The 26,761-nt window shown below is 68.7% G+C and carries 30 protein-coding genes; 14 read left to right on the top strand and 16 right to left on the bottom strand.

Features of this window, described 5'->3' with window-relative positions; all coding sequences use genetic code 11:
- Positions 1–54 precede the first annotated feature (54 nt).
- Both FKQ52_RS09970 and FKQ52_RS09965 read right to left on the bottom strand, forming a co-directional pair.
- Positions 55–720, bottom strand: coding sequence for a hypothetical protein (locus FKQ52_RS09970; RefSeq protein WP_141627042.1), 666 nt, complete (start codon positions 718–720; stop codon positions 55–57).
- 159 nt (positions 721–879) lie between these two features.
- Complete coding sequence (locus tag FKQ52_RS09965) at positions 880–2,664, bottom strand: acyl-CoA dehydrogenase (protein WP_141628316.1); 1,785 nt, start codon at positions 2,662–2,664, stop codon at positions 880–882.
- A gap of 129 nt (positions 2,665–2,793) precedes the next feature.
- On the opposite strand from FKQ52_RS09965, the gene FKQ52_RS09960 reads away from it, so the two are divergent.
- The 3 genes from FKQ52_RS09960 to FKQ52_RS09950 are packed head-to-tail and all read left to right on the top strand — an operon-like array spanning position 2,794 to position 4,816.
- Positions 2,794–3,345 carry a cytochrome b gene (locus FKQ52_RS09960; protein WP_141627041.1) on the top strand — a complete coding sequence of 184 codons (552 nt, stop codon included), beginning with the start codon at positions 2,794–2,796 and terminating at the stop codon, positions 3,343–3,345.
- Entirely contained in the window at positions 3,345–3,902 is a 558-nt protein-coding gene (locus FKQ52_RS09955; protein WP_141627040.1) for a YceI family protein, read from the top strand. The genes FKQ52_RS09960 and FKQ52_RS09955 overlap by 1 nt, the downstream gene beginning before the upstream one ends.
- Positions 3,899–4,816, top strand: a complete 918-nt coding sequence (locus FKQ52_RS09950; protein WP_240811614.1) for an L-threonylcarbamoyladenylate synthase — start codon at positions 3,899–3,901, stop codon at positions 4,814–4,816. The genes FKQ52_RS09955 and FKQ52_RS09950 overlap by 4 nt, the downstream gene beginning before the upstream one ends.
- A 292-nt stretch (positions 4,817–5,108) precedes the next feature.
- On the opposite strand, the gene FKQ52_RS09945 is transcribed toward FKQ52_RS09950, so the two are convergent.
- From FKQ52_RS09945 to FKQ52_RS09920, 6 genes are all read right to left on the bottom strand, one after another.
- A complete protein-coding gene (locus tag FKQ52_RS09945) occupies positions 5,109–5,414 on the bottom strand; it encodes a hypothetical protein (protein ID WP_141627039.1) in 306 nt (101 codons plus the stop codon).
- A 14-nt stretch (positions 5,415–5,428) separates the two neighbouring features.
- Positions 5,429–6,514 carry a patatin-like phospholipase family protein gene (locus tag FKQ52_RS09940; protein WP_141627038.1) on the bottom strand — a complete coding sequence of 362 codons (1,086 nt, stop codon included), beginning with the start codon at positions 6,512–6,514 and terminating at the stop codon, positions 5,429–5,431.
- Positions 6,492–7,337 (bottom strand): 3-hydroxybutyrate dehydrogenase, encoded by an 846-nt coding sequence (locus FKQ52_RS09935; RefSeq protein WP_141627037.1) that lies wholly within the window; start codon positions 7,335–7,337, stop codon positions 6,492–6,494. Before FKQ52_RS09935 ends, FKQ52_RS09940 begins: the two co-directional genes overlap by 23 nt.
- Positions 7,338–7,401: 64 nt before the next feature.
- Positions 7,402–8,172: a peroxide stress protein YaaA gene (gene yaaA / locus FKQ52_RS09930; protein WP_141627036.1), complete on the bottom strand. Its 771-nt coding sequence runs from the start codon at positions 8,170–8,172 to the stop codon at positions 7,402–7,404.
- Positions 8,173–8,233: 61 nt separating this feature from the next.
- Complete coding sequence (locus tag FKQ52_RS09925) at positions 8,234–9,034, bottom strand: hypothetical protein (protein ID WP_141627035.1); 801 nt, start codon at positions 9,032–9,034, stop codon at positions 8,234–8,236.
- A gap of 56 nt (positions 9,035–9,090) precedes the next feature.
- On the bottom strand, positions 9,091–9,918 hold the full coding sequence (locus FKQ52_RS09920; protein WP_141627034.1) for an NAD(P)H-hydrate dehydratase: 828 nt from the start codon (positions 9,916–9,918) through the stop codon (positions 9,091–9,093).
- A 120-nt stretch (positions 9,919–10,038) separates the two neighbouring features.
- Here FKQ52_RS09920 and FKQ52_RS09915 point away from each other — a divergent pair, with 120 nt between their 5' ends.
- Together FKQ52_RS09915 and glnA are read left to right on the top strand one after the other, a co-directional pair.
- Positions 10,039–10,377, top strand: a complete 339-nt coding sequence (locus tag FKQ52_RS09915; RefSeq protein ID WP_141627033.1) for a P-II family nitrogen regulator — start codon at positions 10,039–10,041, stop codon at positions 10,375–10,377.
- Between the two features lie 74 nt (positions 10,378–10,451).
- Positions 10,452–11,861 (top strand): type I glutamate--ammonia ligase, encoded by a 1,410-nt coding sequence (gene glnA, locus FKQ52_RS09910; RefSeq protein ID WP_141627032.1) that lies wholly within the window; start codon positions 10,452–10,454, stop codon positions 11,859–11,861.
- A gap of 196 nt (positions 11,862–12,057) precedes the next feature.
- Here glnA and tatC read toward each other — a convergent pair whose 3' ends face one another.
- Genes tatC through FKQ52_RS09895 form a run of 3 tightly spaced genes read right to left on the bottom strand, consistent with a single transcriptional unit; the run spans position 12,058 to position 13,786 of the window.
- Positions 12,058–12,951, bottom strand: a complete 894-nt coding sequence (gene tatC, locus FKQ52_RS09905) for a twin-arginine translocase subunit TatC (RefSeq protein ID WP_141627031.1) — start codon at positions 12,949–12,951, stop codon at positions 12,058–12,060.
- Positions 12,948–13,508 (bottom strand): Sec-independent protein translocase protein TatB, encoded by a 561-nt coding sequence (gene tatB, locus FKQ52_RS09900; RefSeq protein WP_240811613.1) that lies wholly within the window; start codon positions 13,506–13,508, stop codon positions 12,948–12,950. Before tatB ends, tatC begins: the two co-directional genes overlap by 4 nt.
- Before the next feature lie 59 nt (positions 13,509–13,567).
- Positions 13,568–13,786 (bottom strand): twin-arginine translocase TatA/TatE family subunit, encoded by a 219-nt coding sequence (locus FKQ52_RS09895; RefSeq protein WP_141627029.1) that lies wholly within the window; start codon positions 13,784–13,786, stop codon positions 13,568–13,570.
- A 105-nt stretch (positions 13,787–13,891) separates the two neighbouring features.
- Here FKQ52_RS09895 and rnhA point away from each other — a divergent pair, with 105 nt between their 5' ends.
- Entirely contained in the window at positions 13,892–14,338 is a 447-nt protein-coding gene (gene rnhA, locus FKQ52_RS09890; protein WP_141627028.1) for a ribonuclease HI, read from the top strand.
- 186 nt (positions 14,339–14,524) lie between these two features.
- Here rnhA and FKQ52_RS09885 read toward each other — a convergent pair whose 3' ends face one another.
- The 4 genes from FKQ52_RS09885 to FKQ52_RS09870 form a co-directional block, all read right to left on the bottom strand.
- Positions 14,525–14,983, bottom strand: coding sequence for an NfeD family protein (locus tag FKQ52_RS09885; RefSeq protein ID WP_141627027.1), 459 nt, complete (start codon positions 14,981–14,983; stop codon positions 14,525–14,527).
- Between the two features lie 3 nt (positions 14,984–14,986).
- Positions 14,987–15,991: an SPFH domain-containing protein gene (locus tag FKQ52_RS09880; RefSeq protein ID WP_141627026.1), complete on the bottom strand. Its 1,005-nt coding sequence runs from the start codon at positions 15,989–15,991 to the stop codon at positions 14,987–14,989.
- Between the two features lie 95 nt (positions 15,992–16,086).
- Positions 16,087–16,515, bottom strand: coding sequence for an NUDIX hydrolase (locus tag FKQ52_RS09875; RefSeq protein ID WP_141627025.1), 429 nt, complete (start codon positions 16,513–16,515; stop codon positions 16,087–16,089).
- A 63-nt stretch (positions 16,516–16,578) separates the two neighbouring features.
- Entirely contained in the window at positions 16,579–18,024 is a 1,446-nt protein-coding gene (locus FKQ52_RS09870; protein WP_141627024.1) for an alpha/beta fold hydrolase, read from the bottom strand.
- A 112-nt stretch (positions 18,025–18,136) separates the two neighbouring features.
- Here FKQ52_RS09870 and FKQ52_RS09865 point away from each other — a divergent pair, with 112 nt between their 5' ends.
- The 7 genes from FKQ52_RS09865 to FKQ52_RS09835 all read left to right on the top strand — a co-directional run bounded on the left by FKQ52_RS09865 (position 18,137) and on the right by FKQ52_RS09835 (position 24,621).
- Positions 18,137–19,567, top strand: a complete 1,431-nt coding sequence (locus tag FKQ52_RS09865; protein ID WP_141627023.1) for a LytTR family DNA-binding domain-containing protein — start codon at positions 18,137–18,139, stop codon at positions 19,565–19,567.
- 58 nt (positions 19,568–19,625) lie between these two features.
- On the top strand, positions 19,626–21,032 hold the full coding sequence (locus FKQ52_RS09860; protein ID WP_141627022.1) for an FAD-binding oxidoreductase: 1,407 nt from the start codon (positions 19,626–19,628) through the stop codon (positions 21,030–21,032).
- A 90-nt stretch (positions 21,033–21,122) separates the two neighbouring features.
- Positions 21,123–22,553, top strand: a complete 1,431-nt coding sequence (locus FKQ52_RS09855) for a metallophosphoesterase family protein (RefSeq protein ID WP_205750738.1) — start codon at positions 21,123–21,125, stop codon at positions 22,551–22,553.
- Between the two features lie 145 nt (positions 22,554–22,698).
- Positions 22,699–22,947 (top strand): hypothetical protein, encoded by a 249-nt coding sequence (locus tag FKQ52_RS09850; RefSeq protein WP_141627021.1) that lies wholly within the window; start codon positions 22,699–22,701, stop codon positions 22,945–22,947.
- A 79-nt stretch (positions 22,948–23,026) separates the two neighbouring features.
- Positions 23,027–23,974 (top strand): ACP S-malonyltransferase, encoded by a 948-nt coding sequence (gene fabD, locus FKQ52_RS09845; protein ID WP_141627020.1) that lies wholly within the window; start codon positions 23,027–23,029, stop codon positions 23,972–23,974.
- Positions 23,975–24,010: 36 nt separating this feature from the next.
- Entirely contained in the window at positions 24,011–24,349 is a 339-nt protein-coding gene (locus tag FKQ52_RS09840; protein WP_141627019.1) for a hypothetical protein, read from the top strand.
- Positions 24,346–24,621 (top strand): hypothetical protein, encoded by a 276-nt coding sequence (locus FKQ52_RS09835; RefSeq protein WP_141627018.1) that lies wholly within the window; start codon positions 24,346–24,348, stop codon positions 24,619–24,621. The genes FKQ52_RS09840 and FKQ52_RS09835 overlap by 4 nt, the downstream gene beginning before the upstream one ends.
- Here FKQ52_RS09835 and FKQ52_RS09830 read toward each other — a convergent pair.
- On the bottom strand, positions 24,618–25,922 hold the full coding sequence (locus tag FKQ52_RS09830; RefSeq protein WP_168196825.1) for a serine hydrolase: 1,305 nt from the start codon (positions 25,920–25,922) through the stop codon (positions 24,618–24,620). The two genes, FKQ52_RS09835 and FKQ52_RS09830, sit on opposite strands and share 4 nt — an antisense overlap.
- 70 nt (positions 25,923–25,992) lie before the next feature.
- Here FKQ52_RS09830 and fabG point away from each other — a divergent pair, with 70 nt between their 5' ends.
- On the top strand, positions 25,993–26,733 hold the full coding sequence (gene fabG, locus FKQ52_RS09825) for a 3-oxoacyl-[acyl-carrier-protein] reductase (protein ID WP_141627016.1): 741 nt from the start codon (positions 25,993–25,995) through the stop codon (positions 26,731–26,733).
- Positions 26,734–26,761: the final 28 nt, after the last annotated feature.

Here is a 26,761-nt window from a genome sequence, read left to right as displayed (position 1 = left end):
CGAAGGGAGGGCTTCCGACGAAGCCGGACCTTACTCATCGCGTCTCGACCTGATTCAGGGCCGCCTTCGCGCCTCGCGGAGCGACCGGCGGCGGTCGGCGCGGGTTTCGGGCGGGGGATCGGGGCGCGGGGCGTCGGCCGTGACGAAAACCGGGTGTGAAGAGTGTAATTCGTGCAACGCCTCCGTGGGCGGAAGGGGCGGCGGAGGGGCGGGCGGAGCCGCCGTTTCGCGCGCCTCGACGGCGGCCTCACGGGCGTCGAGATCGTGGCGGACCGTCCGGTGATAGTCGGCCCAGGCGTTGTGCAGGCCGCGCATGGCGGTGACGGCGCCCTTCATCTGCATGCGGCGCTCGATCTCGGCGGCGCGAACCTCCAGCCGGGAGCGGACGTCGCGGTCCCGCAGCGCCAGATTCATGATCCGGCCCCACTTCAGCGCTTCCTCGATCCGGCCCTGCTGAACGGCGTGGGTGACCCGGGCGGAAGCGATGCGGAAGGTCTCCTCCATGTCGGGGAGGGGCAGGGCCTCGGTGGCGACATCCTCGAAGGGCTGCGGATCGGGCTGATCGCAGCGCCGCCATTTCTCCTTGCGGGCGCGGTGGCGGAAGGTGTTGAGGTTCAGGTGGAAGCGTTCGCAGACGATCTCGGCGGCCAGTCCGCCGAGATAGGCCTCGCGGGCGGCGTCCCATGTCTGGTCGGTGCGGTGTGTGTGTTCCCGGGTCATGGGAGCAGCGTAGAACGGCGATACGTCAGTTTTGGACGTATGCAGCCTTCAACAGCGAATCGTCATCCCGGCGAAGGCCGAGAACCCCGCGCCGCCAAGTCCCGGGCAAGCGCGCGCCCGCTGCGCGCTCGTCCGGGATGACGATAGCAGCGAGGGGAATTATCCCGCCAGTACGTCCACGCTCATCCGCTCCAGCAGGGCGCCGCCCTGACCGACGGCGGCGAGGCGGCTGGAGACGTGGCCGAGGACGTTGGCGGCGTAGATTTCGTACAGGGCCAGCTTGCCGTTCAGCCAGACGGGATCGCCGTTTCCGGCGTCCAGTTCAGCCTTGGCCGCCAGCGCGCCCTTGGCCAGCATCCAGCCGCCGGCGACGTCGCCCAGCAGCTTGAGATAGGCATCGGCGGCGGCCAGAACGTCAGCGGCGCGGGCGGCGTCGGCCTTGGCGTCCAGAATCCACAGGGTGGCGTCCTCGACGGCCTCGACGGCGTTGGCGAAGCGTTCGACCGGCTTGCCGGTGTAGAGCTTGCCGAGCGCGGCGAGCGTGACCTTGAAGTCGGCGATCAGGGCCTTGGCCGCGTCACCGCCGTCCTGCGACAGCTTGCGGCCGACGAGGTCCATGGCCTGGATGCCGTTAGTGCCTTCGTAGATCGGGGCGATGCGGGCGTCGCGATAGTACTGGGCCGCGCCGGTCTCCTCGATGAAGCCCATGCCGCCGTGAATCTGGATGCCCTGCGAGGCGACCTCGCAGCCGACGTCGGTGGACCAGGCCTTGGCGATAGGGGTGAACAGGTCCTCGCGACCCTTCCACCGGCGGCGCTCCTCTTCGGTGGCGGCGTGGCGGGCGAGGTCGGCGGCGACCCCGGTGGACAGGCAGATGGCGCGGGCGGCGGCGATCTTGGCCTTCATCACCGACAGGGTGCGGCGCACGTCGGGGTGGTCGACGATCGGGCTGTTGGCCACGCCGGTCCAGACGCTGCGGCCCTGCTTGCGCTCCTGCGCGTACTGGAGGGCGTGCTGGTAGGCGCGCTCGGCGATGCCGACGCCCTCGACGCCGACGGCGAGACGGGCGGCGTTCATCATCACGAACATGTGGGCAAGGCCCTGATTGGGCTGGCCGACCAGTTCGGCGATGGCGTCCTCATAGGCCATGACGCAGGTGGGCGAGCCGTGGATGCCCAGCTTGTGCTCGACGCTGACCGGATAGAAGCTGTTGCGCTCGCCCAGCGAGCCGTCGGCGTTGACGTGATACTTGGACGCCAGGAACAGGCTGATGCCCTTGGGGCCCGCGGGCGCGTCGGGCAGGCGGGCGAGGATCAGGTGGACGATGTTGTCCGTCGCGTCGTGATCGCCCCAGGTGATGAAGATCTTCTGGCCGGTGACCCTGTAGGTCCCGTCGCCGTTCGGCACGGCCGTGGCGGTCAGGGCGCCGAGGTCCGAACCCGCGCCCGGCTCGGTCAGGACCATGGCGCCGGTCCATTCGCCGGAGACCAGCCGGGTCAGATAGGTTTCCTTCTGGCTGTCCGTGCCGACGGCTTCCAGCGCCTCGATGGCGGCGAGCGACAGCATGGGGCACAGGCCGAAAGCCATGTTGGCGGCGTGGACGGTCTCATAGGCCGCCAGCTCCAGCGCCTTGGGCAACTGCTGGCCGCCCGAGTGGGTCTGGGCGGTCAGGCCGGTCCAGCCGCCGGCGGCGAACTGGCGATAGGCGTCCGAGAAGCCGGGGGCGGGGGTGACGTTCCCGTCCTTGCAGACCGAGCCCTTCTGGTCGCCGATGCGGTTCAGGGGGGCGAGCACCTCTTCCGAAAACTGGCCCGCGGCCTCCAGCACGGCGCCCATCAGATCGGCGTCATAGTCGGGGAAGGCCCCGGTGGCGGCGACCTGGTCAATGCCGGCGACGGCTTGCAGGGCGAAGGCGAGATCACGGATCGGGGCGCGGTAGGTCATCGAAATTCCGGACAGTCGAAACAGCGGTAAGGCGGTCATGACCCCTTCGCGGTCCCTTGTGCAAGGGGTGGCGGAACGGGTCGGATCGACGCACAGTGACCGGGCGCCGTCGCGGAAGGGAAGGGACCCATGACTGAAGCCGGGAAGCGATACTCGACGATCTCCATCCTGCTGCACTGGCTGATCGCCGCGCTGGTGCTGGTGCAGATCCTGCTGATCTCGGCCCACGACGCGACCGAAGGGCCGATGTCGCGGGAGTTCGTGCAGATTCACAAGTCCGTGGGGCTGGCGGTGCTGCTGCTGACCCTGTTCAGGATCGGATGGCGGGTGGCCAATCCGCCTCCGGCCCTGCCCGCGACCATGAAGCCGTGGGAGAAGGCCCTGAGCGGTACGGTGCATGTGCTGTTCTATGTGGCCCTGATCCTGCTGCCGCTGACCGGCTGGGCGGCGAGTTCGGCGATGAGGCGCGAGATTGTCTGGTTCGGGCTGTTCAACTGGCCCCTGCTGCCGGTCGGCGGCGGGCGGGAGACGGCGGGCGCGCTGATGGACCTGCACGGCATCGCGGTGAAGACCGTCTACGGGCTGGTCGCCCTGCATGTGATCGGCGCGCTGAAGCACCAGTTCATCGACCGGGACACCGTGCTGGGCCGGATGGTCCCCTTCCTCGCCAGACGCCCCTGATGCGGTCGCTGGTTCCGGGCGCGGCGCTTCTTTGGCTGCTGCTGACCGCCTTCACGGCGGCGCCGGAGGCGTGGCGCATTGATCGCGCGGCCTCGACCATCGACCTGTCGGTGCGGGCGCTGGGCAGCACGCAGACGGGCCGGTTCGAGGACTGGGGCGGCGATCTGACGGTGGATCCGGCCGCGCCGGAGCGGTCGCGCGCGACGGTGGTGGTGCAGGTGCGCTCGCTGCGGATGCGGCCGGCCTCGGTGACCGAGCGGGCGCTGGGGCCGGGGTTTCTGGACGCGGAGCGGCATCCGGTGATCCGCTTCCAGCTCCGCGCGCTGCAGCCGCTGGGCGGCGGACGGTTCACGGCGCGCGCCGACCTGACCGCCCGGGGGGTGACGCGGCCCGTCAGTTTTCCGATGGACTTGCGCACCGAGGGGACGAGGGCGCAGATGACCGGCGGCTTCGCCTTCGACCGGGCGGACTTCGGCATAGGGACTTCCGGCGTTTGGAACCGATTGATCGAGCGGCAGGTGACGGTGCGGGTCTCGCTTCAGGCCCGACGGGCGTGAGCGGCGCGGAAGAGGCGGCGGCGCGGGCGCTGGCGGACGGCAAGCTGATCCTGCTGCCGACCGAGACGGTCTATGGCCTGGGCGGCGACGCCTCGAACGCGAGCGCGGTGGCGGCGATCTTCGAGGCCAAGGGAAGACCGCGCTTCAACCCCCTGATTTCCCACGTGGCGGATGCGGCGGGCGCCGAGCGGATCGCCCTGTTCGACGCCAACGCCCGCAGGCTGGCCGAGGCCTTCTGGCCGGGACCGCTGACCCTCGTGGCGCCGGTGCGGGACCGGGAGGCGGTGTGCGATCTGGCGCGGGCCGGGCTGGACAGCGTGGCCGTGCGCGTGCCGGGCCATGCGAAGGCGCGGGCGGTGCTGGACCTGTTCGGCGGGGCCGTGGTGGCGCCGTCGGCCAACCGCTCCGGGCGACCCAGCCCGACCACCTTCCAGGACGCGATGGACGAGACCGGCTTCGCCGCCGCCGAGGGCGTGGACGGCGGCCCCTGCGCGGTGGGGGTGGAGAGCACGGTGGTCTCGGTGCTGGACGGCAAGGTCAGCCTGCTGCGCCCGGGCGCGGTGACGCGCGAGGAGCTGGAGGCCGTGGTCGGCCCGCTGGATACAGGCGGGGAGGGACATCGCTCGCCGGGCCGCCTGACGCTGCACTATGCGCCGGACGCGCCGGTGCGGATCAATGTGACGACCCTGCACAGGGGCGAACTGCTGCTGGGCTTCGGGCCGGGGGTCGGCGACGCCCGCTGGAGCCTGAGCCCGACGGGCGACCTGCGCGAGGCGGCGGCCAATCTGTTCCGGCGCTTGCGTGAGGCCGACCGCGAGAAGCCCGCGGGCATCGCCGTGTCGCCGATCCCGAAAGCCGGGCTGGGCGAGGCGATCAACGACCGCCTGAGCCGGGCGGCGGGGCATGTGGGGTAGGCGCCATGGGACACTGGCGGACGGCCCAGTGGTTTTTCTCGTTGATCCCGAGACGGGCAAGGTGACGCCGTGCGAGGCGTCTTGAGCGCTTTTCATCCCGGCCGACGTGAAGCGAGAGCCGCTCCGGAGGCGAACTCCGATCTGACCCTCCCGGAAATCCCAGCGCGATTGTCCGGGACGAGGGCGGCCGCAAGCTGTGCCCCGGCTCGCTACTGGCGCAGCGTCCGGGGCGATCAATTCGAGCGTAGTGCGTCCCCGATCTGCGCTTCGCTGCGTCGGGGATGACAGGGGCTCAGGGCCGCAAGCATCGCGCCATTGCGCTCGCTTCGCTCAGAAGCCGGTGCAGGCGGTCGTTCTCTTCGGTCAGGGGAACGCCGTCCCGATAGAGTACGACGTCATTGATGGACCCCATGCCGCCGAACAGGTTCAGGAATCGGTCAAGGCCATAGGCATCGGACTTCTCGACCAGCTCCGCGCAGCGGGCGACCTGCTGGGCCCAACCTGTGTCGTGGCCGGTGCGAAGCAGTTCCTCGATGGCTCGCATCACTCTGGCGAGTTCCTGTACGTCGGGGTGCAGGATCGACTTCTCTTCGAGCATTCAGCCCTCCGTCCTCACAAAAACCGCGCCTTCACATCCACGCTGGACCGTGCGCCCACCGCGTCGAAGCATTGCGCCAGCCACTCCTCCGCCGCCTCGCGCCCATAGCCTTTGAGCCGGTTGAGGAAGGTCCATTCGGTGTCGAATTTCGAGCCCAGAGACAGGTCGCCCAGCCAGCGGTCGCTTTCGATGGCGTGCATACGGATCGCCTGGACGCGGTGGCGGTCGCCCGCCTTCAGCTGGCCCTCGGCGATCAGGGACTGAAGCAGGGCGAAGGCGCGCAGTTCGGAGACGAGCGGGGCGTTGAAGACGATCTCGTTCAGGCGATCCATGATCTCGCCCGCCGCATGGGGCGTCTCCTCGCGGACGAAGGGATTGAGCGGCAGGATCAGGATGTCGTCCGGCGTGTCCGGGTGGATCAGGGGCCAGAGGGCCGGGTTGGCCAGATAGCCGCCGTCCCAATAGGACTGGCCGTCGATCTCGACTGCCTGGAAGAGGTGGGGCAGGCAGGATGAGGCCAGAAGCACGTCCGGCGTGATCTCGGGCGTGCGGAAGACGTGGGCGCGGCCCTGTTTCACCGCCGTGGCCGAGACGAAGAAGCTGATGCCCGAGGCCCGGACGGCGTCGAAATCGACGGCGTTGTCCAGCACCCGCTTCAGCGGGTTCAGGTTGAAGGGGTTGAACTGGTAGGGGCTCATCGACAGGGCGAGGTTCTCGCCCGTGCGCCACAGGCCGGTGTCCTTCAGCCAGCCGGGCGTGAGGGCCTGGCTCCAGATCGAGCTGTCGCCGAAGACATTGCGGCCGCCGGACTGGTTCACCTCGCGCCAGAGCTTGTCGAGTTGGGCGCGGGCGGCGTCGGGACCGCCGGACTCAAGGCCTGAAATCAGGGCGGCACCGTTCATGGCCCCGGCCGAGGCGGCGGTGACGGCGCGGACGTCGAGGCGGCCGTCCTCCAGCAGGCGGTCGAGCACGCCCCACTGGAAGGCGCCGTGGGCGCCGCCGCCCTGCAGGGCGAGGCTGATGGTCGGGCGGGAGGAGGCGGCCTTGGATTTGGTCAGAGCCGGCCTCCCTTCGGGCCTATTGGGCGGTCCAGCCGCCATCGATGGAGAAGCTGGCCCCGTTGGCCGAGGCGCCCAGGTCGCTGACCAGATAGAGGAAGATGCCCGCCAGTTCGTCGGTGGTGACGAAGCGTTTGGTCGGCTGGGAGCCGAGGATGACGTCCTTCAGGACCGCCTCCTTCGACATGCCGCGCGTGCGGGCCTGATCGTCGATCTGCCTGGAGACGATGGGGGTCTCGACGAAGCCGGGGCAGATGGCGTTGCAGGTGATGTTGTCCTGCGCCAGTTCCAGCGCGACGGTCTTGGTGAAGCCGATCACCCCGTGCTTGGCGGCGACATAGGCCGACTTGAACGGGCTGGCGACCAGACCGTGGGCCGAGGCGATGTTGACGATCCGGCCGCGACCCTGCGCCTTCATGATCGGGATCGCCGCCCGCGTCGCATAGAAGGTCGACGACAGGTTGATGGCGATGATCTGCTCCCACTTGTCGGCGGGGAATTTCTCGACGGCCTCGACGTGCTGGATGCCGGCGTTGTTGACCAGAATGTCGACCCGGCCCAGCTCGTGCCTGGCGTAGGCCACCATGTCGGCGACTTCCTCGCCGCGCATCATATTGGCGGCGTGGTAGCGGACGCGGACGCCGCAGCTGGCTTCCATCTCGGCGCGGGTGCGCTCGATCTCGGCGGGATCGCCCAGACCGTTGATGACCACGTCGCCGCCCCGGCTGGCGACGGCCCGGGCCAGCGCCAGACCGATACCCGAGGTGGAGCCCGAGATGACCGCGACCTGACCTTTCAGATCGCCGATGTCGCGGAACGGTTCACTCGCGCCGGAGGAGTCATCACGCTTGGGCCATTTGAACATGCTGTTTCCTCACTCGGGTCTTTTCGACTCTGGACCCAGCCATACGCCATGACGACGGTCGGGCTCAAGAATTTCCCGATCTGATGAATATCCAGTCCGTCTCTGTCGAGGCGGCAGCGTCGAAGCGGTAGCCGTCGCGGTCGAAGCTCTTGAGGTCTTCGGCCTTCTCGATCCGCTGGTCTATGGCGTAGCGGGCCATGGTCCCGCGGGCGCGCTTGGCGAAGAAGGAGATGATCCGGCGCACGCCGTCCTTCTCCTCGTAAAAGTTCGGGGTGACGACCGGCAGCTTCAGCGCCTTGGCGTCCACGGCGCCGAAATATTCCTGGCTGGCGAGGTTCACCAGCGTCTGGTCCGGCTGGCCCTCGGCATCGGCGTTCAGACACAGGGAGATGCGGTTGCCCCAGAAGTCGTACAGGCTCGAGCCGCGACGGGTCTTCAGCCGCGTGCCCATCTCCAGACGATAGGGCTGGATGCGGTCCAGCGGACGCAGCAGGCCGTAGAGGCCCGACAGGATGCGCAGGTGCGACTGGGCGTAGTCCAGACCGGCGGCGTCCAGCGTGCGGGCCTGCAGCCCTTCATAGACATCCCCCGCGAAGGCGAAGGCGGCCTGCACGCCGTCGAGCGAGTCGGGCTGGAAGGCGAGGAACCGTTCGCGGTTCAGGCGCGCCAGATCGTCCGAAATGCTCATCAGGCTGCGCAGCTCGGCCACGGTGCGGGCGCGCGCGGTCTTCGACAGGGAGGCGGTGTCCTCCAGGAAGCGGCGCTCCGAGGCGGGGACGGCGGGGTCAGCTTCGGTGAAGTCCAGCCGCTTGGCCGGGGAGAGGACGATCAACATGGCGCCCTGTTAGGCCCGTTCGGTGACGATTTGAACCGGGCGTCGGGTCGCGGGGCGCTCATCAGCCGCCGCAGATCGGACCGCAACCGCTCTCGACGAGCGCCTGTCTGATCGCCTGAAAGCGTATCTTGCGTTCCGGAGGCTGGCCTTCGAGGTTCAAGGTGTCGATCCGGGCGATCAGGCGCTGGCGCTGTCTGGCGGTGATGGTCCGCGCCAGAACGGGCGTCTGCCGAAGGATTTCAGCGCTCAACAGGTCGGCGTTACTGTCGCTGGCCACGGGGCTCGACGCCAGAATGATTGCGGTGTCCAGAGCACCGGCATGGCCCTCCTGCATGGGGCCGGTCTGAGCGCGGTCCTCAACGCCTTCCGGACTGGCGAGATAGGCTTCGAAACCGGGCGTGAGCAGGCCCAGACAGCGCAGTTCGAACCGCATCGCCAGCGCTCCCTCGTCTTGGTAGCGGCTGTAGTTTTCCGCGGCGGCGCGGATCGCGCGAGCGCGCAGCGTCGGATCAGACGATTCGGCCTCGTCGCGGCTCGTGCCGCCGACGAAGTAGGACATCTTGGCGGTCCGGCCCTTGTCGCAGGACACCATGATCAGGCCGACCGGAGAACCGGCCAGTCGTTCAAGGCGATCGACGTCAAATGCGGACCGGATCAACGCCGGACTTTCGCCAACGGTCGGCAGGCGCGCGCCTTGCTGCTCGGCGGCCGTGATGGCGGCGACCAGTCGTTCGCCGGCCTGGATCAGGGGGTAGGCGATCTCCACCTGCGCCGGCGTGGGGTCCTGGGCCGAGGCCGGGCTGACTACAGCCCCGAGGGCGAACGCGAGGAGCGCCGTGGTCGTGAGGCAAGGTCTCTTCATGTCGGTCCCCCGGATCGATGTGTTGTTCAGTCACCGCCCGGGCGTGATGGACAGTTTTACGGGCGTTGGGAATAGAGCCCCGCCAGCACGGCGGGCAGTTGCTCCGGCAGGTCCTCGGCGATCAGGCCGGGGCCGAACAGGCGGGCGGCCTCGGCGTGCATCCAGACGGCGGCGCGGGCGGCGTCGAAACTGTCCATCCGCTGGGCGATCAGGCCGCCGATCATGCCGGCCAGCACGTCGCCGGTCCCGGCCGTCGCCAGCCAGGGCACGCCGTTGTCGTTGACGGACAGGCGGCCGTCGGGGGCGGCGATGATGGTGGCCGGACCCTTCAGCACCACCACGGCGCCCGCCCGCTTCGCGGCGGCGCGGGCGGCGGCCTCGCGTCCCTTGTCGAGCAGGCCGGGGAAGAGGCGTTTGAACTCGCCCTCATGCGGGGTCAGGACGTCGTCGCGGTCCAGCAGGCCGAACAGCTCCTCGGGCCAATCCTTGAACACGGTCAGGCCGTCGGCATCGACCACAAGGGCCGCGCCGGTTTCGGCGAGGGCGCGGATGTTGGCGATGGTGGATTCATTCACGCCCGCCGCCGGGCCGATGACGGCGGCGTCCATGCCCTTCGCGGCGGCGGAGAGCGCCTCGTCCGAGGCGAAGGGGGTCAGCATGACGGCCTCGACGGCCGGGGCGATGACCGAGGCGGCGTCCGGCGGGCAGAGGATGGTGACCACGCCCGCGCCGATGCGCAGGCCGGCGCGGGCGGCGAGGCGGGCGGCCCCTGTGCGGGTCGATTTTCCGGACACGACGCCCAGCCGCCCCCGCGCATGTTTGTGCGTCTCCGGCCCGGGCCAGGGCAGGGTGTCTCGCCAGTCGGGAAGCTTGGCCGTGATCACTTCGCCTCTACTCCGTTCACGGATGGCGCCACCGGTGGAAAAGGGCTTGCCTTATTGTGCAATGCAATGTCCCTTTGGTGCCCGAGCGCGAGGCATTCAAGAGCCCGCCCGGGAACGCCGATGAAAAAGATTGAAGCCGTCATCAAGCCCTTCAAGCTGGATGAAGTGAAAGAGGCCCTGCAGGACGCGGGCGTTCAGGGCATGACCGTGCTCGAAGCCAAGGGATATGGGCGCCAGAAGGGCCATTCGGAACTGTACCGCGGCGCCGAATACGTCATCGACTTCCTGCCCAAGATCAAGATCGAGGTGGTGGTGCCGGATGACCTGGCCCCCTCGGTGATCGAGGCGATCCAGACCGCCGCCCGCACCGGCAAGATCGGCGACGGCAAGATTTTCGTGTCTGACGTCCTGGACGTCATTCGCATCCGAACCGGTGAGACAGGCGCGCAAGCGGTCTGACCCACCCAGACTACCGGTCGGCCTTCCGGGGGCGATCGTCACTGAACCTCCCCATAAGAAACAGGACCTCGAAAATGAGCGACGCCGGCAAGATCCTCAAAGAGATCAAGGAGAAAGACGTTCGCTACGTCGATCTCCGCTTCACCGACACCAAGGGGCGCATGCAGCACGTCACCTTCGACATCGACCTGGTCGACGAGGAATTCCTCGAAGAGGGCACGATGTTCGACGGTTCGTCGATCGCCGGCTGGAAGGCCATCAACGAGTCCGACATGCTGCTGAAGCCGGACCTGAACGGCTACTGGATCGACCCGTTCTACCAGCAGACCACCCTGTTCCTGTTCTGCGACGTGCTGAACCCGGACACCGGCGAGGCCTACAACCGCGACAGCCGCTCGATGGCCAAGAAGGCACTGGCGTATGTCCAGTCCTCGGGCGTGGGCGACACCGTCTTCTTCGGCCCGGAAGCCGAGTTCTTCATCTTCGACGACGTGCGCTGGAGCACCGCTCCGCACGACACCGGCTACACCTATGACTCGACCGAGCTGCCCGCCAACACCGGCGCAGAGTACTCGGAAGGCAACATGGGTCACCGCCCCGGGCCGAAGGGCGGCTACTTCCCGGTGAACCCGGTCGACAGCGCCCAGGACCTGCGCGGCGAAATGCTGGGCGTGATGCGCGACCTGGGCATGCAACCCGAGAAGCACCACCACGAAGTCGCCCCGGCGCAGCACGAACTGGGCCTGAAGTTCAGCGACCTGCTGACCATGGCCGACCGTCTGCAGCTCTATAAATACGTGATCCACAACGTGGCCGCGTCCTACGGCAAGTCGGCGACCTTCATGGCCAAGCCGACTTTCGGCGACAACGGCTCGGGCATGCACGTGCACCAGTCGATCTGGAAGGACGGCCAGCCGCTGTTCGCCGGCGACAAGTACGCCGGTCTGTCGGACATGTGCCTGTGGTACATCGGCGGCATCATCAAGCACGCGAAGGCCATCAACGCCTTCTCGAACTCGACCACCAACTCCTACAAGCGTCTGGTCCCGGGCTATGAAGCGCCGGTCAAGCTGGCCTATTCGTCGCGCAACCGCTCGGCCTCGATCCGTATTCCGTGGGTCAACTCGCCCAAGGCCAAGCGCATCGAAGCCCGCTTCCCGGACCCGATGGGCAACCCCTACCTGACCTTCGTGGCCCTGCTCATGGCCGGCCTCGACGGCATCGAGAACCGCATCGATCCGGGCGCGGCCGCCGACAAGAATCTGTACGACCTGCCGCCGGAAGAGCGCGGCAACATCCCGGAAGTCTGCGGCTCGCTGCAGGAAGCCCTGGACAGCCTGGACGCTGACCGCGCCTTCCTGAAGAAGGGCGGCGTGATGGATGACGACTTCATCGACAGCTACATCGAGCTGAAGAAGGAAGAAGTGGCGCGGCTGCAACTGCACCCGCACCCCGTCGAATTCGACATGTACTACAGCTGCTGATCGACAGCGGGGGCTGATCGAGGAGGGCGCCGGACGAGAGATCGTCCGGCGCCCTTTTCGTTTGGGCCAGGGCGACCCCGGGGCGCGATGTGGCCGATCTGAACCCTCGAGGGGGAGAGTCATTTGAACGGAGGCGCACCGTAACCCCGAGCGCGGAGCAGAACGGCTGCGGAGGCTCGAACGAGCGGGTTGGGGATCAGGCCGTCAGGCCGTCGGCCTCGTCCGCCTTCTTGCGGCGGAGTTCGATGATGCGGACGCACCAGATCGAGATTTCGTAGAGCAGCACCAGCGGCACCGCGAGCATGATCTGGCTGATGGGGTCCGGCGGGGTCACGACGGCGGCGACCACCACCACGGCGACGATGGCGTAGCGACGGAACTCGGACATCATCTTCGAAGTGATGATCCCGGCCATGCCCAGCAGGGTCGTGACGACCGGCAGCTGGAAACACAGGCCGAAAGCCAGCATCAGCGAGGTCACCAGGCTGAGGTATTCGGAAATCTTGGTGTTCAGCTCCACGACGATGCCGTCGGCGGCGATCTGCTGGCTGAGCGAGAACCACATCACGAACGGCAGCATGACGAAGTAGACCAGCGCCGCGCCGACGACGAACAGAACCGGGGCGACGAACAGGAAGGGCAGGAAGGCGCCCTTCTCGTTGCGATACAGGCCCGGCGCGACGAAGCGGTACAGCTGGTAGGCCAGCACCGGGAAGGCCAGGGCGACGGCGCCGAAGCCGGCCACCTTCATCTTGGTGAAAAGCTGCTCGAGCGGCGCGGTCGCCTGCAGGGCCACGGTGGCGGCGGCGCCCGGCGGGATCGGGTGCAGGCCGGCAGTGACGGCGATCAGCTCCAGCGGATTGGCTCCGTGCGCGCCAGACGCCTGGGCGATGGAGTGCATCGCATAGGCGGCCTGGAACGGCTTGATCAGCCAGATCTGGATGTCGGCGGCGAAGTAGAAGCAGACGAGGAAGGCCAGGATGAAAGCCACGACAGACCACAGGAGCCGGCTGCGCAGCTCGATCAGGTGATCCATCAGGGGCGCGCGCGACGCCTCGATCTCGGCATCGTCCCGGTCAGTGGCGCTCACAGCTCGACAGCCTTCTTGCGAGTGGTCTTCGGCCTGGGCTTGGCAGGCGCCTTGGCCGAGGGCTTGGCCGGGGACGGGGCGGTAGCCTTCTTCGCCGGAGCGGGCTTGGCGGCCGCGGCTTTCGCAGCCGGCTTCGCTTTCGAAGTCGCTGTGGAGACGGGGGCCTTGCGGGCTTTGGCCGCGGGCTTCGCTTCGGGCTCGGCCTCCAGCGGCTCCATGACCGGCGCGGCGTCAGGCCATTCCTCGGGACCGGTCAGGGCGGGAGCGGGCGAGGGAGCGTTCAGCGGGCGGTTCAGGTCGTCGCTGATGCTTTTGAACGTAGCCTCGGCCTCGGCGCCCAGCGGCATCATGCGGCTCTGGCCGGTCCGCAGGGCCTCGACCTCCTTGCGCAGGTCGTCCAGCTCGGACTGGCGGGCCATCTCATCGAAGCTGTGGCGGAACTCATTGGCCATGTTGCGCGCGCGCGCGACCAGCTTGCCCAGCTTGTTCAGCATGGCGGGCAGCCGTTCGGGCCCCACGACAAGCAGGGCCACGATGGCGATCACAACGTATTCCATGCCCCCGATACCGGGGCCCAGGCCACCCATCCGTCAGTCTCTCCGGCGCGGACGCGCGATTACGACTTCAGGTCTTCTTTTTCGGCGTCCGTGCGGGGCAGGGCGCCCGCGCGTTCGTCCTTCGGCTTGTTCTCGTCGGTGTCCTTCAGGCCGTCACGGAAGGCCTTCACGCCCTTGGCGGCGTCGCCCATCAGACCGGACAGCTTGCCGCGACCGCCGAACAGCAGAAGGACGATCAGGCCCACAACGACCCAGTGCCAGATGCTCATAGCGCCCACGGCGGTATCTCCTCGTTCGGGCCGATGCGCGGCCCGGTCATACTTTCATGCCGCATATAGGCGGTTCGGTGGCGGGACGCCAAGGGAACCTGTTACAGCGCGCGGATGAGTCACGTCATCATCCACACCGACGGCGCCTGCAAGGGCAATCCGGGGCCCGGCGGCTGGGGCGCCATCCTTCAGGCCGGGGGCGGCCATGAGAAGGAGCTGTGGGGCGGCGAGCCGCTGACCACCAACAACCGGATGGAGCTGATGGGCGCGATCATGGCGCTGGAGGCCCTGACACGCCCGTGTCGCGTCGATCTGCATACGGACAGCAAATATGTGATGCAGGGCATCACCGAATGGATCCGGGGCTGGAAGGCGCGGGACTGGAAGACGGCCGACAAGAAGCCGGTCAAGAACGACGACCTGTGGAAACGCCTCGACGCCGCCCGCGCGAGACATGAGGTGAAGTGGCACTGGGTCAAGGGTCACGCCGGGCATGAGCTGAACGAGCGCGCCGACGGCCTCGCGAACCGGGGCTGCGAAGAAGCCATGGACAAACGCTGATCTATTCGGGCCTGCCGCTGGCCAGGGCCGGGACGGGCGAAAGGCTCTGACGGCTCCGTCACTCTGACCCCTCCGTCTCGTCGGCTTCGCCGTCGAGCCACCTCCCCACTGCGTGGAGAGGTGAACTCAAACTCTCACCTCTCCAGCGAAGCTGGGGAGGGGGGCCACCCGAAGGGTGGTGGAGGGTTAAGTCGCCCGCACCTTCAGCAGAGGACCGTCGATGCTTTCGACGATGACGCTCTCACCGGCCGCCGGCGCCTTACCCTCGATCACCGCCGACCACTCCGCGCCCGAGACGAAGACCCGACCGCGACCGTCAACGAAGGTCTGGACCACCTGCGCCCGCTGGCCGATCAGGCGGCTGTCGCGGGCGTTGATGTCGGGGACGTCGGACGGGTTCACCTTCTGCACCAGACGGCGCGACAGCAGGGTCGCGGCGACGGTCAGGGCGGCGAACAGGGCGACCTCGCCCCAGAAGCCGGGTGACAGGCCGATGGCGGTCAGCACCGCCACCACCCCGGCCGCCACGGCGGGCCACAGCAGCCACTCGGTCGAGAAGGCCGCCTCGACCGCCAGCAGGATCACGCCCAGCGCCAGCCAGATCCAGAAGGGCTGGGCGGTGTGGAGCTCGATCAGGGCGTCCATGGATCAGCTCCGGGGAACGGCGGGACGAGGCGGGCGCGGCGGCGTCGGCGGCTTGGGCGCGGCGGCGGCGGGCGCCGGACGCGGGGTCGAGCCCTGCTGCTCCTGCGCCAGACCGACCAGCTGGCCGATGCCGGCGATGGTCCCGACCAGGGCGCCCATCTCGGACGGGACGATCACCGTCTTCTGTTGCGGGCTGCGGGCCAGTTCGGCGAAGGCCTCCACATACTTCTGGGCGACGAAGTAGTTGATCGCGTTCACGTCGCCGCGGGCGATGGCCTCGGACACCATGGCGGTGGCGCGGGCTTCGGCCTCGGCTTCACGTTCGCGGGCCTCAGCGTCGCGGAAGGCGGCTTCGCGGCGGCCTTCGGCTTCCAGAATGGCGGCCTGCTTGGCGCCCTCCGCGCGGGTGATGGCGGCCTGCTTCTCGCCGTCCGCCTCTGTGACGACGGCGCGACGTTCACGCTCGGCCTTCATCTGACGCGCCATGGCGTTGGTGATGTCGGACGGCGGGGTCAGGTCCTTGATCTCGATGCGGTTGGCCTTGACGCCCCACGGCTCGGTCGCCGCGTCGATCACCTGCAGCAGGCGGGTGTTGATCGAGTCACGCTGCGACAGCACCTCGTCCAGCTCCATCGAGCCGACCACGGTCCGCAGGTTGGTCATGCAGAGCTGGGAGATGGCGTAGGGCAGGTCGTCCACGCGATAGGCGGCGCGGGCGGCGTCCATGACCTGGATGAAGACGATGCCGTCGACCTTCACCACGGCGTTGTCCTTGGTGATGACTTCCTGGGTGGGGACGTCCAGCACCTGTTCCATCATGTTCATGCGACGGCCGATGCGCTCGACGAACGGGGTCAGGATGCTGATGCCCGGCGACAGGGTGCGGGTGTATTTGCCGAAGCGTTCGACCGTGAATTCACGGCCTTGCGGCACGATCTTCACCACGCTGAACAGCAGGACGAAGGCCAGGACGACCAGCGCCACGAAGAAGAGAATAGAAAAGTCCATCAGTGCCTCCCAATTCCCGGCAGGGTATCAGGCCGGGGGGCGCGCGCCACCGAAACCGGACCGGTGGTTGATGACAACCCCGTAATCTTCGCCGTTCAGCTGCGTTTGGCGGCCGCCAGTGCGATGATCCGCCGCGTTTCGGACCAGTCGATCAGGGCCTCGACCTGATCCAGCTGCACGAAGCGCGCCTCCAGCGCATCGTCGCCCGCCACCGGCTCGCCCGACACCCAGTCGGCGGCGTAGTCGATCAGGACGTAGTGCCGGTTCGCCTCGGGGAATATGCCGTCCACGACGTCCAGCAGGCCGGTGATCCGGGCGGTGACGCCGGTCTCTTCCATGAGTTCGCGCAAGGCCGCATCGACGGCCTTCTCGCCGGGTTCGATGCGGCCGCCGGGCAGACTCCATTCGCCCATGCGCGGCGGCTTGCCCCGGCGGATCAGAAGGACGGTCTCGTCGCGCAGACAGACGACGCCAACTGCCGGGATGGGGGCGGGGACGGGGAGGGCGGAGAGGGGCGCGGACATGGCTCTGACTATCCCGGCGTTCGCCTGTATCTGTCCATGAGGCCCGATCCCGGATGACGATATTCATCCCGCCGCGAACGTCGGCGGCGGCAGGGTCAGGGTGGTGTCGGCGACGGGCTGCTCACTGAAGAAGCGGACCAGCAGGGGCTGCACCTCCGGATGGGCCTCGAAGACGTTGTGGCCGGCGTTTTCGACCAGAACCTGCGACCGGTTGCGGAACTGGGCGATGACCTCGGCCTGTTCCTCCAGCGGCGTTCGGCCGTCCAGCGACCCGGCGACCAGCAGGGCGGGGGTGTCGATGTGGATCGACGCGCGGAAGTCCGGACCCAGATCGAGGCCGGGGATTGCACCCAGCAGATGCGGCATGGGGAAGTTGAAGGCGTCGCCCAGCACGGCCGTCTTCCGTTCTTCCTCAACCAGAGCCAGCCGCTCCGGAGAGATGCCCGAGGCGATGTCCATGGCTTCCGGCATGCCCGAGAGGCTGAACAGGCTCGAGAACGGCGGCATCATCGGCGCCAAGGCCTCCGTCATGCCTGCGTCAAGCGCCAGATAGAGACGCGGCAGCATCGACAGCGAGGGCGGGTTGGCGACCATCCCGCCCGCCAGAAGCTGCACGCCGAAGCCGCCGAGCCGGGCGACTTCGCCGTTGGCGAGGGTCAGCGTCACCGGATCTGCCTCAAGCCGCGCATGCACGCGGCGCATCAGGGCGGGCAGGTTCGGGATGGCGGCGCGGGCGACCGGGTCGTTGTCCAGCAGCCGGTCCACGCGGTTCAGGAAGGCGTCGATTCGCGCCGGGCGCTTCACCGTCTGGTCCTGCCCCTCAAGGCTGGCGAGGGCGACGCGGCCGATGGAGTGCGGGTGCCGCTTCAGGACCGAGAGGGCCAGGTGGGTACCGTAGCTGATGCCCCACAGATTGACCTTGTCGACGCCGAGGTGGCGGCGCAGGTCCTCGATGTCGTCGGCGTTCTGTTCGGTGGTGTAGCCGGTCATGGCCACCCCGGCGCGGGTCCAGTCGACCCAGGCCTTCTGCATCTCGTCCCGATACCAGCCGGTCATGCCGTCGCGGGTCAGGGCGGGGAAGGGGCCGGTCGCGGCGGGGCGGTCCGGGATATGCGCCGACAGGCCGACGCCGCGCTGATCGAGGGCGATGACGTCGGCGACCTCGCGCAGGGCCATGAAGATGGGGAAGCGCGGGCCCATCGCCGTCCGGGGGCCTGAGCCGCCCGGTCCTCCCGCCAGATAGACGATGGGCGGTCCCGGATTGGGCGAGGTCGAGGGGAAGCGGACGTAGCCGATGCGGATGCGACGCGAGCCGGGGATGTTGCGATCCTCCGGGACCTCGAAGAAGCCGCGCTCGGCGTCGGTCTCCTGACCGTTCCCGGCGACGAAGCGGAAGGGACCGGCCTCAGCCTGCGTCCGCGCGCGGGCGCTCCACGGCAGGGCGAGGGCCGGCGCGGCGATGCCGGCGGCGGCGAGAAGGGAACGACGGTTCAGGGCTGTGTGGGTCATGAGCCTGTTGGAGACCGGACTTGCGCAGGTGTGGAGCGCGTTTCGGCGAAGGGTCGTCCTGCATCGGTGAACGGCGGCGCTTTCCGGTGAACGGCGCGCTAGGGTGCAAACCATGTGGCGACTGCTTGTTTTCGTGATCCTTCTGACGGCCCTTCCGACCGCGCTGCGGGCGCAGGAGGGCTGGGACTCATGTCGTGCCGTATCGGGCGCGGCGGCGCCGGTGCTGACCGACTGCCGTCCGGTCGAGGGCGTGATCGATCCGCAGGGGCGCGAGCTTTGGCTGCGCTCCACGGTCCAGCGTGCGGCCGGGCATGAGCCTCAGGCCCTGTACGTCGTCGGCGTGGCGTCGTCCGAGGTCTGGCTGAACGATCACCGGCTGGGCGCGAACGGTCAGCCGGGCGCGTCGGAGTCGGAGGAGATCGCCGGACGCTATGAGGCGGCCTTCCCGATCCCGGACAACCTGTGGCGCGAGGCGGACAATGAGATCGTCATCCGCATGTCGTCCTTCCACGGACGGGTACGGCTGGACGGGCCCATCGCGGGGCTGCTGGTCGGACGCTGGCCCTGGCCGTCGCGGGCGCCGCTGCTGGCCATGGCCTTCATCGCGGCGGGAAGCCTGTTCGCCGCCGCCTTCGGATTCGGCGTGATCCACGGTCTGCGGCGCACCGGTTCCAGCCTGATGCTGGGCGCGCTGGCGGCGGTGGCGGGGTTGCAGGCGATCCTGGAAAGCCTGCGGACGCTCGTTCCCTACGCTTATCCCGTCCACGGCTGGCGACTGGTCGGGATCTGGGGACTGGCTGCGGTGTTCTCGATCCTGCTCGTGTCGTGGGCGGTGTCGCGATTCTGGCCACAGGCGCGTCGCCCGGTCCTCGCCGTCACCGTGGTGGCGGTCGTCGCCACGGTGTTCGTCGAAGGCTTTGACGCCAAAACGGTGCTGGCCCTGATCGTCGGTCTGGCCATTTCGGTGTCGGTAACCGCCGTCGCCGTCTGGCGGCGTCGTCCGGGCGCGCGTCCGACGCTGGCCTATCTGGGTCTGTTTCTGGCGGTCGCGCTGATCTTTCCGGCCTGGCTGACCGACCTGTCCTACTTCCTGTTCGCCGCCGGGCTGGTGCTGCCGCTGCTGATGATCGAGGTGGTGCGGCTGGGGCGGGACGACCAGAGCCGCGAAGTGGCGCTGACCCGCGCGGCGGCCCGCCCGAACTGCCTGACCGTGGCCTCCGCGCGCGGCGTCGAGCGGGTGCCGCTGGCGGACATCATCGCCATCGTCGGGGCGGACGACTACGTCGAACTGCGCCTGATCGGGGGGCGGCGCCTGCTGCACGCGGCGCGTCTGGACCGGCTGGAGAAGCACTTGCCGGACAGCTTCCTGCGGGTCCATCGCTCGGTGATCGCCAATCTCGATCAGGTTCGGGGGCTTGAGCGCGAGGGCGGGCGTAACCGGTTGCTGATGCGCGAGGGCGAGCCCCTGCCGATCAGCCGGAACCGGCTGGGGACGGTGCGGGAGGCGCTGGAAGACGTTGCGCCGTCACCCGCATCGGAATGACTGTGCGGCGGGCCCGGTTTCAACTGGCGCTCCCTCTCAACCCTTGCCACAAAAGGCCATGACCTCCCCGTCGCCTGAAGCTCTCGCCGCCCTCAAGGCCGCCGCCGGTAGTGGCGGGTGGACCGATGATCCGTCCGATATCGCCCCTTGGCTGACCGAGTGGCGGAACCGGTGGAAGGGCCATACGCCCCTGATGCTGACGCCGCGCTCGACCGAAGAGGTCGCGAAGCTGGTGACGATCTGTGCAGAGCACCGGGTGGCCATCGTGCCGCAGGGCGGGGACACCGGGCTGGTCGGCGGGCAGATTCCGTTCGGCGAGGTCCTGTTGTCGACACGCAAGCTGCGGGCGGTGCGCGATGTGACGCCGCTGGACGACGCCATGACGGTCGAGGCGGGGATCACCCTGCTGGAGGCGCAGCAGGCGGCCGAGGCGGCCGGACGGCGCTTCCCGCTCAGCCTCGCGGCCGAGGGGACAGCGACCATCGGCGGGGTCATCTCGACCAATGCGGGCGGCACGCAGGTGGTGCGCTACGGCATGATGCGCGATCTGGTGCTGGGTCTCGAGGCTGTCATGCCGAACGGGGAGATCTTCCACGGCCTGAAGCGGCTGCGGAAGGACAACACCGGCTATGACCTCAAGCAGCTGCTGATCGGGGCCGAGGGGACGCTGGGGGTGGTGACGGCGGCGACGCTGAAGCTGTTCCCGATCATGCGCTCGCGGGCGACGGCGGTGGTGGGGCTGGACAGCGCCCATGCGGCCATCGAACTGCTGGCCCGGGCAAAGGCCGAGACCGGCGGGGGCGTCGAGGCGTTCGAGCTGATGAAGCGGATCGGGGTCGAGTTCGCCCTGAAGCACATCCCCGACACGCGCGAGCCGCTGGAGACGACGCCGCCCTGGTATGTGCTGATCGAACTGGCGTCGGGTGAGCCGGGGGCAGCGGAGGCGGCGCTGGAACGGCTGCTGGGCGACGCCTTTGAGGCCGGGCTGATCACCGACGCCGCCATCGCCCAGAACGACGCCCAGCGCGCCGCCTTCTGGAAGGTCCGCGAGGAACAGTCAGCGGCCCAGAAGCCCGAGGGCGGCGGCTGGAAGCACGACGTCTCCGTCCCCGTCTCGCGCATCGCCGACTTCCTGGATGAAGCCTCGGCGGCGGTAGAGCGGTTCGAACCGGGCGCGCGGATCAGCGCCTTCGGCCACGTCGGTGACGGCAATATGCACTACGACATCCTGTGCCCGCCGGGCGTGGAGCATGCCGCCTTCATCGGGCGCTGGATGCAGGGCTCCGAGGTCGTTCACGATGTGGTCGCCCGCTACAACGGCTCCATCTCGGCCGAGCATGGTCTTGGGCGGCTGAAGACCGAGGAGGCGCGGCGCTACAAGACCCCGCTGGAGGTCGCGACCATGCAGGCGGTGCGGGCGGCCATTGATCCCCTCAGGATCATGAACCCGGCGGTGCTGTTCTAGCCGGATTGTCGCAGGGGCTCCGGACCCGGACAAAACCGTCGCAAAGCCCCGCTAGGTCCGCCGCTTCAGGATCGAGTCGGGGATACTCCAATGAAGCTGTCGGCCGCCGCCCTCACGGGCGCCCTGCTGTTCGCCGCCGCGCCGTCGATGGCGCAGATCGTGGCGCCGCCGGACCCCGAGGTCGCGCCGCCGCCGAAGCATGCGCCGAACGGCCGCTGGGCCGCCCGGGGCTGGGCCGACCGGATCGTTCTGACGCCCGGCGCCGATGCCGCGCGCGGCGCCGCCGTGGCCTGGCGCACGGACGTTCGCCAGACGACCGCCGAGGCCCAGATCGCGGTCGAGATCGACGGCCCCCTGCTGGGCTTCATCGCCCGCACGGTCGCGGGAACGACGGCCTCCATCGCCAATGAGAACGGCGAGGCCCGTTATCATCAGGTGCGCTTCGAGGGGCTGATCCCGTCCACCCGCTACGTCTATCGTGTGCGCGCCGCCGACGGCTGGAGCGAGTGGCTGCCGTTCCAGACCGCCGCCGAGGGCTTCCAGCCCTTCCGCTTCATCTATCTGGGCGACACCCAGAACGACATTCTGGAGATCGGCTCGCGGGTGATCCGCTCGGCCCTGCGCGAAGCCGGTCCGGCGGCGCTGGTCGTCCACGCCGGTGATCTGGTCGCCCAGCGCGAGACCAAGGTGCACGACGACGAGTGGGGCGAATGGACCGAGGCGGGCGGCCGCGCCTTCGCCATGGCTCCGCAAATCCCGGCCTCGGGCAACCACGAATACGTGGATCACATTCTGGCGGACGGCACGGAGTCGCGGGTGCTGGGGCCGCACTGGTCGCTGCAGTTCGCCCTGCCGACCAACGGCGCGCCGGGCGTCGAGCAGACCAGCTATTTCGTCGACTATCAGGGGGTTCGCTTCATCGTGCTGGACGGCACGGCGGCGCTGGATCTGGGCGGGCTGGAAAGCCAGACCCGCTGGCTGGACCAGACGCTGGCCTCCAGCACCGCGCGCTGGAACGTCGCCCTGTTCCACCAGCCGCTCTACACCTGCGCCCGGCCCGAGGACACCGAGGCGCTGAAGGCGGCCTGGAAGCCGATCTTCGACGCCCGCCGGATCGATCTGGTGCTGCAGGGACATGACCACTGCTATGGCCGGGTCTCGGACCCCGCCGGCGCCGCCGCCTCGCGCGCCAACAGCGATGCGGGCCGTCCGCAGGGGCCGGTCTATGTGGTCTCGGTGACGGGCTCGAAGATGTACGGCCTGAACGACCGCGCCGACAGCCAGCCGGTCCGCGCCGCCGAGAACACCGAGCTGTACCAGTTGATCGACGTGGATGCCGACACCCTGTCGTTCCGGGCCTTCACCGCCACGGGTCGTCTGTATGACGCCTTCACCCTGACGCGCGGCGCCGACGGGCTGAACCGGCTGACCGAGACGGAAGAGACCCTTCTGGCCGCCCGCCGCTGCGAGGGCGCCGCCGGACCGGACGACCGCCCCTGCACGGCCGAGATCAAGGACTGACCGGGTAGGAGGGCGGGGCCGCGGGGTTCCGCCCCTTTCACATCACGCCGGTTCGATCATGGCTGTGGATATGAGAACAAAGCTGGAACATTTAACCTTGTGACTCACAGGACGATCCGGCTAGCGTCGGGGTCCGGGAGGAATCATGGCCGAATCTCAAATGGATGCGTCGCGCGGGCGGATGATCGTGCGTTGCCTGTCGCCGGGCTGCGTGCATGTGGCCCTGATGGACGCCCGCACCCTGTTCGGCTCGACCCGCGACTGGCCCGCCGCCGGGACGTCGCAACGCTTCCGCTGTGTCTGCGGCGGGCGCGAAAGCCGGATCAGCTATGCCGGCGAGACCGCGCCGGTCGAGGCGCAGCCCGCGCCGGACGCCATCCACCTCTGGGGCTGATCTTGAGCGGCCCGGCTTGCCCCTGCGGCACGCCCGGCCTATCGCTGCGGGCCTGATTCACGGCTTCGGAGCCCTTCATATGACCCTCGCCCTTCTGTTCCCCGGCCAAGGCAGCCAGGCCGTCGGCATGGGCGTGGCGCTGGCCGACGCCTTCGCCTGCGCCCGCGACGTCTTCAACGAGGTGGACGAGGCGCTGGGCCAGAAGCTGTCGACCCTGATGCGCGAAGGGCCGGAAGACCAGCTGACCCTGACCGAGAACGCCCAGCCGGCGCTGATGGCCGTCTCGGCCGCCGCCGCCCGGGTGCTGAAGGTGGAGTTCGGCGTCGGCGTGGACCGCGCCGCCTTTGTGGCCGGCCACTCGCTGGGCGAATACTCGGCCCTGTGCGCCGCCGGAGCGCTGTCGCTGACCGACACCGCCCGCCTGCTGAAGCTGCGCGGTCAGGCCATGCAGCGCGCCGTGCCGGTGGGGCAGGGCGCCATGGCCTCGCTGATCGGCCCGAAGACCGATCTGGCCTTGGCCGAGGCCGCCGCCAAGGTCGGCGCCGAGATCGGCGTCTGTGTGGTCGCCAATGACAACAACGCCGGAAACATCGTCATCTCCGGCGAGAAGGCCGCCGTGGATCGCGCTATCGAGGCCGCCAAGGAACTGGGCGCCCGCGCCATCCTGCTGAACGTCTCGGCGCCTTTCCACTGCCCGCTGATGCAGCCCGCCGCCGACGAGATGGCCGCAGCGCTGGCCGCAGCCACCATCAACGCCCCGGTCGTTCCGGTGGTCGCCAACGTTCTGGCCCGCCCGGAAAGCGATCCGGAAGTCATCCGCCGCCTGCTGGTCGAGCAGGTCACCGGCCGCGTCCGCTGGCGTGAGTCGATGGAGTGGATGGCGGGCGAGGGCGGCGTGACCCGCTTCGCCGAGGTCGGCTCGGGCAAGGTGCTGACCGGCATGGCCAAGCGCATCGCGCCGAACGCCGAGAGCGCTCCGCTGAACATGCCCGAGGAACTGGAAGCCTTCGCCAAGTCGCTGGGCTGACGCGAGTTGAGGGGCCCCAGTGTCTACCTCGTCGGGATGGTCTGGCTCTGGGGACTCGGCCCCGTCGTCTTCTTCGCCAGCGGCGTCATCGCGCTGGTACTGGCTTCGTTCGCACCGCCGGGGCACCACTGGATGGCCTTCGTGCCGTTCTTGGCGTTCATCATTCTGAACGGCTGGTTGTTCCTGCGCTTTCCGGCCTGCCCGAGGTGCGGTTTCAACGTCTTTCTGGAGATCAGGGACAGGTGGCTGCCCTTTCGGGGGCAGTATCTGTTCTCGCGCCTGCGCCGCCGGACGTGGCGACCGAACCCGGTCTGCGCCCGCTGCGGACTGGACCTGAAGCGCCACGGTCTGTTTGACGCCGGAGCCCGGTCTTGACCAAGGCTAGCGCGCTCTTCTGGTTGGCCGTCGTCAGCTGGGTCGTTCTGGCGATCCTGCCGCTGCTCTATGGCGCCGTGTCGCTGACCCTGTCAGTACGCGGCGGCTTTGACCTGATGGGCGCGGTGACGGCGCTGGTCATGCTGGCCGCCGTCGGCGCCGGGGGCTACCGCTACTGGCGCCGCGACGCCCGCGAGGCGTGGATCCTGCTGGCCCTGTCGTGGGCGCCGCTGATGCTGGTCCTGCTGTGGGGCGTGTTCGGGCGGATCTAGCCCGCCCGCTCGATCCCCAGATCCGCGTCCAGCGCCGGGCGCAGCTCCGTCAGGATGTCCACTGCGCGATAGGGCATGGCCTGGATCATCATGGTCGCCGCGAAGTTCTTCTCCGGGTCGATCCAGCCCTGCGTGCCCGCCGCGCCGCTCCAGCCGAACTCGCCCTGACGGCGGTGACCCGGGCGGGCGATCCAGCCGCCGAAGCCATAGCCGCCGCCCTCTGCGGTCAGACCCTCGGGCAGGATGTCGGTGTGGATCAGGCGGGCGGTCTCGGGCTTCATCACCCGCACACGGCCCGCGCGCCCGTCGCGCAGCAGCATGGACAGGAAGTCCAGATAGTCGCGGGTCGAGGAGATCAGACCGCCGCCGCCGGAATAGAGGGTGACCGGAGCGGAGTAGTCCTCGGCTGACAGACCCGGCATGACCGAAGGCGGATTCCGGCCGTCGCGACCGAAGGCGTAGACCTGCATCAGCCGTGCGGCGTCGCCGTCGCGCAGTCGCCAGACGGTGTCGCGCATGCCGACCGGATTGAGGATGCGGCGCTGGACGAAGTCGGGGAAGGCCATGCCCGAGACGCGCTGGATGACCAGACCCAGCACATCCAGCGACAGGCTGTAGTGGTAGGCGGTTCCCGGCTCGGCGATCAGGGGCAGGTCGCCCAGCTTGCGGACCAGTTCGTCGAGGTCGCGGACCTGATTGCTGTCGCCGCCGGGCGCGCCGGGGGTGAGGCCCGCCTCGCGATAGGCGCGAGGGACCGGACCGTCTCCGGCGATGGAATAGCTGAGCCCGCTGGTGTGGGTCAGCAGATGGCGGATGGTCATGACGTTGCGGGCCGGGCGGCCCGCCAGACCGCGCTCGGGGTTGGTCGCGACCTTCAGATCGGCGAACTCGGGCACGATGTCGGCGACCGGGGTGTCGAGCGTCAGCTTTCCGTCCTCGATCAGCAGGGCCGCCGCGGTCCCGGTGATCGGCTTGGTCATGGAGAAGATGCGGAACAGGCTGTCCGGCCCGACGCGGTCGAAAACGTTGAAGTCCAGCGTCCCCGCCTGGATGAAGATGTCGCTGCCGTCGGGGGCGCGGACACCGACCGAGACGCCGGGCAGGCGGCGCTCGCTGACGAAGCGGTTCAGCACCGTCTGGCTGCGCGGCAGGCGGTCCAGACCGCGAATCGCCGGCGCCGAACCGCCGCCTCCAAAGGGCAGGCCGACCGTCCCGCAGCCGGCCAGACCTCCAGACACACCAAGGGCTCCGACGCCCAGAAGCAGGGAGCGGCGGCTGGCGATGAGGCGGTTTCGGTCCATCGGGCGTTCCTTCTGGCGATATGACGCGGGCTCGGTTAGACCCCTCCCACGAAATGGCGGAGCTATCAAAATGTTCAACCTGACTGGCAAGACGGCCCTCGTGACCGGCGCGACCGGCGGCATCGGCGGCGCGGTGGCCCGCGCCCTGCACGCGCAAGGCGCGACGGTCGTTCTGTCGGGCACCCGCGAGGCGGTGCTGCAGGAACTGGCCGCGGAACTGGGCGAGCGCGCCTTTTACGCGACGGCCAACCTGTCCGACGCGGCCTCGGTCGACGGTCTGATCGCGCGCGCCGAGGAAGCCGCCGGTTCGCCGCTGGACATCCTCGTCGCCAACGCGGGCATCACCAGGGACGGCCTGCTGATGCGGATGAAGGACGAGGACTTCGAGCAGGTCATCAAGATCAACCTCGAAAGCTACTTCCGCCTGTCGCGCGCCGCGATGAAGGGGATGATGAAGCGCCGCTCGGGCCGCATCATCGGCGTGACCTCGGTGGTCGGCGTGACCGGCAACCCCGGCCAGACCAACTATTCGGCCTCCAAGGCCGGGATGATCGGCTTCTCGAAGTCGCTGGCGCAGGAAGTCGGTTCGCGCGGCATCACCGTGAACTGCATCGCCCCGGGCTTCATCGCCTCGCCGATGACCGATGTGCTGAACGACCAGCAGCGCGAGACCATCCTGCGCAACATCCCGGCCGGCCGTCTGGGCACCGGCGACGAGATCGCGGCGGCGGCGGTGTACCTGTCGTCGGATGAAGCGGCCTATGTCACGGGGCAGACGCTGCACGTGAATGGCGGCATGGCGATGATCTGATCTTCGCCTTCTCCCCTTGCGGGAGAAG

This window comes from Brevundimonas sp. M20 (assembly GCF_006547065.1).
Taxonomy (GTDB): Bacteria; Pseudomonadota; Alphaproteobacteria; order Caulobacterales; family Caulobacteraceae; genus Brevundimonas.
This window is presented reverse-complemented; position numbering and strand designations above follow the sequence as displayed.

Bases quoted from the DNA above. Each gene is read 5' to 3' on its own strand.
- FKQ52_RS09855 (WP_205750738.1), top strand. From the start codon at position 21,123: ATGAAGCTGTCGGCCGCCGCCCTCACGGGCGCCCTGCTGTTCGCCGCC.
- yaaA (WP_141627036.1), bottom strand. From the start codon at position 8,172: ATGTTGATCGTCCTCTCCCCGGCCAAGCGGCTGGACTTCACCGAAGCT.
- fabD (WP_141627020.1), top strand. From the start codon at position 23,027: ATGACCCTCGCCCTTCTGTTCCCCGGCCAAGGCAGCCAGGCCGTCGGC.
- FKQ52_RS09830 (WP_168196825.1), bottom strand. From the start codon at position 25,922: ATGGACCGAAACCGCCTCATCGCCAGCCGCCGCTCCCTGCTTCTGGGC.
- FKQ52_RS09880 (WP_141627026.1), bottom strand. From the start codon at position 15,991: ATGGACTTTTCTATTCTCTTCTTCGTGGCGCTGGTCGTCCTGGCCTTC.
- FKQ52_RS09865 (WP_141627023.1), top strand. From the start codon at position 18,137: ATGTGGCGACTGCTTGTTTTCGTGATCCTTCTGACGGCCCTTCCGACC.
- FKQ52_RS09945 (WP_141627039.1), bottom strand. From the start codon at position 5,414: ATGCTCGAAGAGAAGTCGATCCTGCACCCCGACGTACAGGAACTCGCC.
- tatB (WP_240811613.1), bottom strand. From the start codon at position 13,508: ATGGAATACGTTGTGATCGCCATCGTGGCCCTGCTTGTCGTGGGGCCC.
- rnhA (WP_141627028.1), top strand. From the start codon at position 13,892: ATGAGTCACGTCATCATCCACACCGACGGCGCCTGCAAGGGCAATCCG.
- FKQ52_RS09940 (WP_141627038.1), bottom strand. From the start codon at position 6,514: ATGGCGGCTGGACCGCCCAATAGGCCCGAAGGGAGGCCGGCTCTGACC.
- fabG (WP_141627016.1), top strand. From the start codon at position 25,993: ATGTTCAACCTGACTGGCAAGACGGCCCTCGTGACCGGCGCGACCGGC.
- FKQ52_RS09935 (WP_141627037.1), bottom strand. From the start codon at position 7,337: ATGTTCAAATGGCCCAAGCGTGATGACTCCTCCGGCGCGAGTGAACCG.
- FKQ52_RS09875 (WP_141627025.1), bottom strand. From the start codon at position 16,515: ATGTCCGCGCCCCTCTCCGCCCTCCCCGTCCCCGCCCCCATCCCGGCA.
- FKQ52_RS09870 (WP_141627024.1), bottom strand. From the start codon at position 18,024: ATGACCCACACAGCCCTGAACCGTCGTTCCCTTCTCGCCGCCGCCGGC.
- FKQ52_RS09850 (WP_141627021.1), top strand. From the start codon at position 22,699: ATGGCCGAATCTCAAATGGATGCGTCGCGCGGGCGGATGATCGTGCGT.
- FKQ52_RS09885 (WP_141627027.1), bottom strand. From the start codon at position 14,983: ATGGACGCCCTGATCGAGCTCCACACCGCCCAGCCCTTCTGGATCTGG.
- FKQ52_RS09955 (WP_141627040.1), top strand. From the start codon at position 3,345: ATGCGGTCGCTGGTTCCGGGCGCGGCGCTTCTTTGGCTGCTGCTGACC.
- FKQ52_RS09860 (WP_141627022.1), top strand. From the start codon at position 19,626: ATGACCTCCCCGTCGCCTGAAGCTCTCGCCGCCCTCAAGGCCGCCGCC.
- FKQ52_RS09840 (WP_141627019.1), top strand. From the start codon at position 24,011: ATGGTCTGGCTCTGGGGACTCGGCCCCGTCGTCTTCTTCGCCAGCGGC.
- FKQ52_RS09970 (WP_141627042.1), bottom strand. From the start codon at position 720: ATGACCCGGGAACACACACACCGCACCGACCAGACATGGGACGCCGCC.
- FKQ52_RS09965 (WP_141628316.1), bottom strand. From the start codon at position 2,664: ATGACCTACCGCGCCCCGATCCGTGATCTCGCCTTCGCCCTGCAAGCC.
- FKQ52_RS09915 (WP_141627033.1), top strand. From the start codon at position 10,039: ATGAAAAAGATTGAAGCCGTCATCAAGCCCTTCAAGCTGGATGAAGTG.
- FKQ52_RS09925 (WP_141627035.1), bottom strand. From the start codon at position 9,034: ATGAAGAGACCTTGCCTCACGACCACGGCGCTCCTCGCGTTCGCCCTC.
- FKQ52_RS09960 (WP_141627041.1), top strand. From the start codon at position 2,794: ATGACTGAAGCCGGGAAGCGATACTCGACGATCTCCATCCTGCTGCAC.
- glnA (WP_141627032.1), top strand. From the start codon at position 10,452: ATGAGCGACGCCGGCAAGATCCTCAAAGAGATCAAGGAGAAAGACGTT.